Consider the following 8,277-nt stretch of genomic DNA (forward strand, 5'->3'; position numbering starts at 1 on the left):
CTGAAACGGCAGTTTGGATATATGAAGGCGCGGTACCGCGGCTTGGCGAAGAACACGGCTCAGATCGAAACGCAGTTTGCGTTGGCCAATCTGTGGATGGCGCGCAGAAAGCTGTGAAGAGCAATGAAGGGCGAAGACGTACCGCAAAAGCGGTACGCCGGTTGCCCAGGCGCAACAGAATGCAGTCCAGCGTGGCGCAAATGACGATGCAATCTTCATTCTGAGTGTGCCAGTTAGATATCCAGAGCAGAAAACGGGTTGTTCAGACCTTCCTAAACAGCCCTTCCGAGATCTTTTTGAACTGGCCTTTAAGAGCTATCGTTCAAGCATAGGCCATGTGTCCGCAAAATTCCTGACTTATGAGTAAATGATATCCAGCAAGCTGATCGATCTGGTTTGATCCGATGCTCAATCGTTGTGATTTCAGTTGATTCACGCGCCTTTGTTTTGCACGAAATGAATTTGCACGGCTTGCGCCGCGCTTCTGAGAAGACCCATGTCGGCGCACACCGCGACGAGCGTGCTGCCCATTGATAGGTAGCGCTCGGCATCCTACTGCACGGGAGCAAGGATGCCGCTTGGCTCAACGCCTGCCTTGACGCGCTCGAACACATGTGCGAGGGCCTGATGAACCTCAGGGTGATTTGGATTGCCGATGTGGCCGTGGGCTGCGGCGAGGTCGCAGGGCCCGACGAAGACGGCATCGCCGCCTTCGACCGCAGTGATTTCGTCGATCGCCTCGACCACGGCCCGGCTCTCGATCTGCACGACGACACAGATGTTGTCGTTCGCCACTTCGAAGTAGTTAGCAACGGTTCCATAGCGATTGCTGCGTTGACCAACCGACATGCCCCGGACGCCCAGGGGTGGGTAGCGGGTGGCGGCGACCGCCCGCCTGGCGTCGGAGGCGCTATCAACGAATGGGATCAGGAAATTGAAAAAGCCCGCGTCGAGCATGCGCTTGATAACGACGCTGTCGTTCGCGGGCGGACGTACGAATGGTGCGCCGGAGCTGTCTTTCAACGCCATCAGTTTTGGGATGAGCGTAAGGACGTCGTTCGGCGCGTGTTCTGCGTCGAGAAGCAGCCAGTCGAATCCCACCAGGCCCAGCAACTCGGTGGTGATCGGGCTTGCGAGCGAGGCCCAGCATCTAACCAGGGTCTTGCCCTCGCGAACCGAGGTGAGATCGCCATGACGTCATCGTGGGCGATGAAGGCGCGACGCTCAAGTCGTGACTCTCGTTCCCGGCCTGTGTCCGGCAAACGCCTCGGCGAGGCTGGCGAGCACGATGTTGCCCATATCGGTACGTGTCTCGACCGTCGCGCTTCCGCGATGCGGCTGGAGCGTTACTCGCTCAATGCCGAAGAGGGCTGGCGGGACGTTGGGCTCATCAACGAAAACGTCCAGTCCCGCGCCCGCGATTCGGCCTTGATCGAGCGCCTCGATCAGGTCCTGCTCGTTGACGAGTTTGCCGCGCGCCACATTGATGACATAGCCCTTCGGGCCGAGCGCGTCCAGTACGGAAGCATCGACAATGCCTTGCGCATCGTCCGCCGAAGCAGCGAGCACGAGCGCGTCACTCGCTCGCGCCAGGTCCTTGAGATCGCCAATGTAGTTGTACGGGACGTCAGGAATCGCGTGAAGGTCCGTGTAGCTGATCGGGCAGCCAAAGGCCACCGCTCGCGTGGCAATCGCGCGGCCCACTCGTCCCAGGCCGACGATGCCCACGCGCATTCCACTGAACTTGCGGGCGAGTGGCAACCCGCCTTTAATCCACTTGCCTTCACGTACATGGCGATCGCCGGCGCACAGACCCCGGCATGCAGCGATCAGGAGACCGATGGCCAGGTCGGCGACGTCTTCCGTCAGGACGCCGGGTGTCGTCGAAACATGGATGCCGCGAGCGCGCGCCTGTTCGACATCGACGGCGTCTGTCCCGATGCCATTGACTGCCACCACTTCGAGCGCAGGCAGCCGCTCCATCAGCGCTTTGCCGATGCCGGAGGCACCGCCTGTCACGACTCCGCGAATCGTTCCGCCGACCTCACGGATGTATCCGTCTTTATCGGTCTGTTCGTAATAGCGATGAACGTTATAGGACGTGCATAGCGCCTCGTCGATAACCGGGAGCATGGGGTTGATCAACAAAATGTCGGGCTTCATTGGAGATCCTTCGAAAAGGTGTTTCGGTCCTTGGAGGTGAGTCTGAAAACGAAGGAAGCGCGAGGCCGCGCTCTGCCATCATTTTCCGGACCTTTGGGTAGCGGGAGGCACCGGGCATCGCGAGCGCCAATGTCCCGCGATCCTCGCGTCTCAAAGCGGTCGCGGCTTGCGAGCTCGACCCGTCACGCGCGACTGCCGACTTCCACCTCTTGGGCCGTCCATCCGGCGACGCGATCGCTGAGCGTTAATCCGAGCCCGGGGCGCGTTGGAACGATCATCCGACCGTTGCGCGTCTCGAGCTTTTCGTTGAACAGTGGTTCGAGCCACTCAAAGTGCTCGACCCACGGTTCGGTCGGGTAGCAGGCCGCAAGATGTACGTGCAGTTCCATGGCGAAGTGGGGCCCAAGCATCAACCCAGCGTGCTCCGCCAAGCCGGCGATTTTGAGGAACGGCGTGATGCCGCCGACCCGCGGCGCGTCCGGCATCAGGTAGTCGGCCCCGCGAAGCTTGATGAACTCCCAGTGCTCAGCGACGCTCGTCAGCATCTCACCCGTGGCAATCGGGGTGTCGAACTGTGCGGCAAGTGCAGCATGTCCTTCGGCGTCGTAGCAGTCGAGCGGCTCTTCGATCCAGATCAGATTGAACTGCTCGAACGTGCGGCACATGCGTTGCGCGGTCGGCCGGTCCCATTGCTGGTTCGCGTCTACCATCAGCGGGAACGCGTCGCCCAGATGCTTGCGCACGGTTTCGACGCGATGAATGTCGAGCGCACAATCGGGCTGTCCAACTTTCAGCTTGATCCCGCCGATACCTTTTTCGCGCGAGGCGTCGGTATTCGTCAGCAATTGTTCAAGCGGAGTGTGCAGGAAGCCTCCCGAGGTGTTGTAGCAGCGCACGGAGTCGCGCTGCGAGCCGAGCAACTTGGACAGCGACAAGTTCGCACGCTTCGCCTTCAGGTCCCACAGCGCGACGTCGAATGCGCCGATCGCCTGGACGGCCATACCGCTGCGGCCCACCGAGGCGCCGGCCCAGGCAAGCTTGTTCCAGAGCTTGGCGATATCGCTCGGGTCCTCACCGATTAACGTTGGCGCGATCTCTTTGGCGTGCGCAAACTGGCCGGGGCCGCCAGCGCGCTTCGAGTAACTGAAACCCAGGCCGCGGTGGCCGTCGGCGGTCTCGATCTCGACGAACAAAATCGCGATTTCGGTCATCGGCTTTTGGCGACCGGTGAGGACCTTTGCATCGCTGATCGGATTGGCGAGCGGCAGAAAGGTGGAGGCAACACGCACCCATTCGATGCGGTCGTCCGTTGCGGTGTCGGCATTCAGCGTATTGAGAATCTTCATGAATAGGGTCCTTGGGAATACGAATAGTTTGCGGTACTGCCATCAACGTGGCGGGGTTTCATCCGTACGGGGTAAGTCTGTCCTCCGGGTCGATACGCTTGAGCTTCCATGCCTCGATCATACAATGATTGCGCAATCATTCAACATATTTTGATTGCGCAATCACTGTCGTTTACACTTAGTGCACGGATTGGAATGGCGCGAAGTGCGCCCGGTGCGGTGGTTTTGTCAGAAGCGGTGGCGCGCCCAGCGGCACAACGCCTGACGATCAAGCGCTTTGCCCTGTCGCAGCTAGAATTACAGCCTTTCCACTGGAGTCGGCATGGCCAAGAAAATTGCGCGCAACCAGTCTGTCGCGATCCCCGAACAGACGGAAAGTGTGACGTTGATCGACGTCGCGCGGGTGGCCGGCGTCGCGCCCATGACCGTGTCACGTGCGTTGCATCGTCCGGAACTCGTACGCAGCGACACGGCGAGAAAGGTGCGCGAGGCCGTGCGGGCGACGGGGTACGTCCCGAACATGTTGGCCGGCGGGCTTGCGAGCAGCAAGAGTCGTCTGGTCGCGATCCTGCTTCCAACAATCGCCAATTCGATCTTTGCGGATACCGTCCAGGCGTTGATGGACGGCCTGACCGCTTCGGGCTATCAGACCCTTCTCGGCCTCACCGGCTACTCGACCGCCCGCGAGGAGGAACTGGTCGAGGCCATTCTCGGACGCCGCCCCGACGGGATCGTGCTTGCCGGGACAAGCCACACTGAGGCAACCATCAAACGGCTGACCAAAGGGAAAATTCCAGTTGTCGAGATCTGGGACCTGACGGACAAGCCGATTGACATGGTCATCGGGTTTTCGCACGAGCAAGTGGGTGCCGAGGTGGCGCGGCACCTTATCAGAAAGGGGTATCAGCGTTTCGGGGTTATTTCGGTCGACGATCCTCGCGGACTGCGCCGCTGCCGAAGCCTGATCAACGAGTTGGCCAGCCATGGCAAGACCAATGTGCCGTTCGAGGTGTTGCAAGCGCCGGCGACCTTGCAGGGTGGGCGAGAGGGGTTGAGCAGAATGATCACGTCTGGATGCCCTGAGGTCGTGGTCTGTAGTTCCGACACCTTGGCGCAAGGCGTCCTCGCCGAGGCGGCGAGCCGTGGTTTGAATGTGCCTGGTGACGTGGCAGTCATGGGTTTCGGCGACCTGAGCACGGCCGCCCACGTCTATCCAGCGCTGTCTACAGTGCGCGTCGATGGAGCGACAATCGGGAAAAACGCCGCGGCGGCTTTGCTCGCGCGCTTTGCTGCCGAGGCGGATAAAGATCAGGTTGCCGTGAGAATGGATACAGGCTTTTCGATCATCGATCGGGAGAGTGCCTGACGGTGGTTGATCGTCGCGGCATTGGCCTGCGCTATGACCGACGGCTTCCTCTGCTCGCGTATAAGCCACTGGTCTATCGTGCGGTGCTGACGTGCACGGCCTTCTAATCGTTGATGGACGCTCCGTGTCGAACGGGGCGCGCGGCGATGCCGCAGCTTCGACGATCTGCGTTCTGCTCGTGCTGATTGTGGACGCCGCCCGGCATCTGTTCTGAGCGAACGTCATCGTTTTTCCCTTTCGTCACAGCAAATCGAAGACACAGAGTGACCAAAATCTCGTCGGAACTATCTGGCGGCGCACGACGACGCGACCCAACTCGGCGCACTTCCTTTGAGGGCTCATCCGTAGGGGCGTAAGCATCCGTTTGCACGTTAACCCGACTTGTTCGGGATAAAAGATTGCGCAATCATTCGTGCAAATGATTGCGCAATCTTTTGCGTTGTATAGCGCCTGGGCAGCTGTTTATTGAAATGGCCGCGATCTAGGGGCTGTGCATAAAGAATCGCATGTGACCGGCTAAGCGATGAACCCCAATCTCGAGGGAGTAGATGATGAAGGACACTGTGGTTGCACCGGCAGGACTCACGCCCGCTGCGGATTCGAACTCCCAGAAATCGAAAGTAGCCATTAAGCCGATCATTCAGGTGGTGGCCGGTAATGCGCTCGAAATCTACGATTTCATGATCTACGGCTACTACGCCAGATATATTGCCCAGACTTTTTTTCCGAGCGACAACGAGTATCTCTCGCTGATGATGTCGCTCATGACCTTCGCCTTCGGATTTCTTGCCCGGCCCATTGGGGCCATCGTCCTCGGGTCGTACACCGATCGTCATGGCCGGCGAAAAGGGCTGATTCTTGCGCTGTCATTGATGTCGCTTGGAATCATTTCGGTCGCCTGCACGCCCTCATACGCGAGCATCGGCATCGCCGCTCCGATCATTGTGCTTTGCGGTCGCTTGCTGCAGGGCTTTTCGGCCGGGGCCGAACTCGGCGGAGTCGTGGTCTACCTAGCTGAAATAGCCCCACCGAGAAGGCGCGCGTTCTACACTTGCTGGCAAGCAGGCAGTCAGCAGCTTTCTGTCATGGTTGCTTCGCTGGTCGGCCTCATTCTGCTTTACTGGCTTGCTCCGAACGAATTACACGCATGGGGATGGCGGATCCCTCTGTTTCTCGGGTGCACCGTGATCCCGGTCATGTTTTGGCTGCGGTCCAGTCTCGCCGAAACATCGGTTTTTGCGGCGAAAACGAAAACACCCAGGATGTCTGAGATTTGCACGAGCCTCGTATCGGGGTGGCGGACAATTGTCCTCTGCATGGGGATGGTGGCCATGGCGACCGTTACTTCTCAGACCATCACCACGTATGCCCCGACATTCATCAAGAGCCTCAACCTCGGAGAGTCGGCCGGTTTCATTGTTCTCTTTTTCGGCGGATTGTCCGTCCTGTTCTGGTTGCCCATCATGGCGGCGGTAGCGGACCGCTTCAATCGTCGCACGGTGTTAATCGTAGTGACGCTTCTGGCCGCCGTGACCGCCTATCCGGCGATGTCGTGGCTCGCGGCCGACGCTACCGTCTTCAAGTTCGCCGTTGTCGAACTGTGGTTCTCGTTCATCTATGCGGCATACAGTTCCGTTCAGGTCGCGACGATGGTCGAACTTGTTCCTCCCGATGCGCGAACCTCTGGGTACTCGTTCGCCCAGGCAGTAGCCGCTGCCGTTCTTGGTGGCTTCACACCTGCCATCCTGACATGGCTGACCCACACCTTTCACAGCAGTGCGATGGTCGGCGTCTGGCTGGCAATCAATGCAACCATCAGTCTCCTCTCGGCGCTCGCGTTGGACAAGAAAAAGACAGCAGCGCGTCAGGTGGATACGCTTCAGTAGTTGTGGCGAAAAAAGGTTGCCACTTATGGCCGATCCTGCCTTGGCTCGGCGCAACAGTCGGATTCGTGAGCGCGACGTAAGACGGCCGCACGGCGCGGTCACCTATTATTCTATTTTTGATTTGCGTCTGGCTTTGCCGCGTCCGGCTCCAGGAGTCCGCGTCGCTTTCGCTTGCGTCGCTGCGGATTCCGCCCCGGCGGCGCACGGCTCTTGCATCGCCACGGGCGCCTCACTGACTTCGAGCTTGCTGCGCGCCGCAGCTAATTCGATCAGCAGATTTCCCCGTTCAGCTCGCAGCTTCATTAGTTCGGCCTCTTTTTCTTCTGTCGTCTCCTTGTGCTGCTCGATGATGCAGGTCTTGTCAGCCAGTTCGGCACGCAGCGCGCTCATTTCGCTCAGCGACGACTCGTTCGTCTGCTGCATTTTCATCAGCAGGGCTTCGGCGCGCTTCTGGTCGGCGCGCGCCTCGCTGATCTGTTTCATGATGCGCTTTTCGTCGCCTTCCATTTGCTGCGTGGCCTTGTCCAGTTCCGTCTGAAACGACTGATCGCGCATGACAGTCGCGGCACGCAGTGCGCCGACTTCCAGTTCGTGCGTCGCACGTAGCGCATCGAGTTTGGTTTCACCCTGTTCCCTCGCCTCGTCAAGCTGCTTTTCGAGTGCGGCAATGCGCGCGCGCGCCGCTTCCGCGGCCGTTGCCTGAGCCGCTAGCCGGCGTTCCAGTTCAACGATCCGGGTTGCGTGCGCCTCTAACTGGGTCTGAAACCGAGCCTGCTCTGCGGCCGCCGCACCCGCACGTTCGGCGTGCTCCCTCCGATCGGCGGCGACCAGAAGGGCGGCGGCTTCGCGAGGACTTAGCCGGGTATTGCTGACACGGCTCATGGCGGCATCGCTCGGAAGGTCGGTGGGAGAGCGCAGCTATCTGATTGTATAGTGTGCCCCGGCGACTGTTGACGTTCGCTGGTTTTATTGACCGTGTTCACGGATTACGCTAGCGAAGAAAGTGCTGACGTGCACTCACACCCACGCGGGAAGGGCGCAAGCAGCTTTTTAGAGCGTTCCGTCCGATTAAGAAGGGCGGGAAGCTTCTTTACTGTAGCTGCATGTCAACGGGCGCCGCAGAGCGGCGATCAAACCCACCTAAGCCAGTTGCTGCGGTTCAGTTGAATGCCGAGAACAAAGCTGGCCGTATCCTAGACTTGATGCGCGAACTCGTCCGGTGTTTCGAAGGACCGCTTACGACAACCGCGCATGCGGACCTGGCGATGCTGAGGCGCCCTCGTGCGAGCCCGCGGGCCAACCGGGCTGCGGATCCGCGGTTGGTCGACGAAGATGACCGGTATCGGCCGCTGCCGCGCCTCTCTTTATCCGTAAAAGGCCAGTTCAAAAAGATCTCGGAAGGGCTGTTTACTTTTCCACGAAACGGTTAACCTTGGATACCTGAACAACGGATCAAGGAATGCCGGCACCTATCATCGATGACGAACTGTGGGCACTGATCGAACCGCTACTTCCG

Annotated in this window: 5 protein-coding genes and 2 pseudogenes; 3 read left to right on the top strand and 4 right to left on the bottom strand. The window is 59.6% G+C overall.

Features of this window, described 5'->3' with window-relative positions:
* A pseudogene (locus tag AWB68_RS47540) lies at nucleotides 1–117 on the top strand (IS5/IS1182 family transposase); the annotation flags it as partial.
* Nucleotides 118–432: 315 nt separating this feature from the next.
* Here the strand turns inward: AWB68_RS47540 and AWB68_RS40500 are convergent.
* The 3 genes and pseudogenes from AWB68_RS40500 to AWB68_RS40510 all read right to left on the bottom strand — a co-directional run.
* Nucleotides 433–1,179: pseudogene (locus AWB68_RS40500) on the bottom strand (aldolase/citrate lyase family protein); the annotation flags it as partial.
* 45 nt (nucleotides 1,180–1,224) lie between these two features.
* Nucleotides 1,225–2,163, bottom strand: coding sequence for a 2-hydroxyacid dehydrogenase (locus AWB68_RS40505; protein ID WP_087649798.1), 939 nt, complete (start codon nucleotides 2,161–2,163; stop codon nucleotides 1,225–1,227).
* A gap of 182 nt (nucleotides 2,164–2,345) precedes the next feature.
* Nucleotides 2,346–3,509 carry an L-talarate/galactarate dehydratase gene (locus AWB68_RS40510; protein ID WP_087649799.1) on the bottom strand — a complete coding sequence of 388 codons (1,164 nt, stop codon included), beginning with the start codon at nucleotides 3,507–3,509 and terminating at the stop codon, nucleotides 2,346–2,348.
* Nucleotides 3,510–3,831: 322 nt separating this feature from the next.
* Here AWB68_RS40510 and AWB68_RS40515 point away from each other — a divergent pair, with 322 nt between their 5' ends.
* Both AWB68_RS40515 and tcuC read left to right on the top strand, forming a co-directional pair.
* On the top strand, nucleotides 3,832–4,875 hold the full coding sequence (locus AWB68_RS40515) for a LacI family DNA-binding transcriptional regulator (protein ID WP_087649800.1): 1,044 nt from the start codon (nucleotides 3,832–3,834) through the stop codon (nucleotides 4,873–4,875).
* 551 nt (nucleotides 4,876–5,426) lie between these two features.
* Nucleotides 5,427–6,761: a tricarballylate/proton symporter TcuC gene (tcuC, locus tag AWB68_RS40520; RefSeq protein WP_087649802.1), complete on the top strand. Its 1,335-nt coding sequence runs from the start codon at nucleotides 5,427–5,429 to the stop codon at nucleotides 6,759–6,761.
* A gap of 105 nt (nucleotides 6,762–6,866) precedes the next feature.
* Here tcuC and AWB68_RS40525 read toward each other — a convergent pair whose 3' ends face one another.
* Nucleotides 6,867–7,643, bottom strand: coding sequence for a hypothetical protein (locus AWB68_RS40525; RefSeq protein WP_087649801.1), 777 nt, complete (start codon nucleotides 7,641–7,643; stop codon nucleotides 6,867–6,869).
* Between the last annotated feature and the right edge of the window lie 634 nt (nucleotides 7,644–8,277).

The organism is Caballeronia choica (assembly GCF_001544535.1).
Classification (GTDB): domain Bacteria; phylum Pseudomonadota; class Gammaproteobacteria; order Burkholderiales; family Burkholderiaceae; genus Caballeronia; species Caballeronia choica.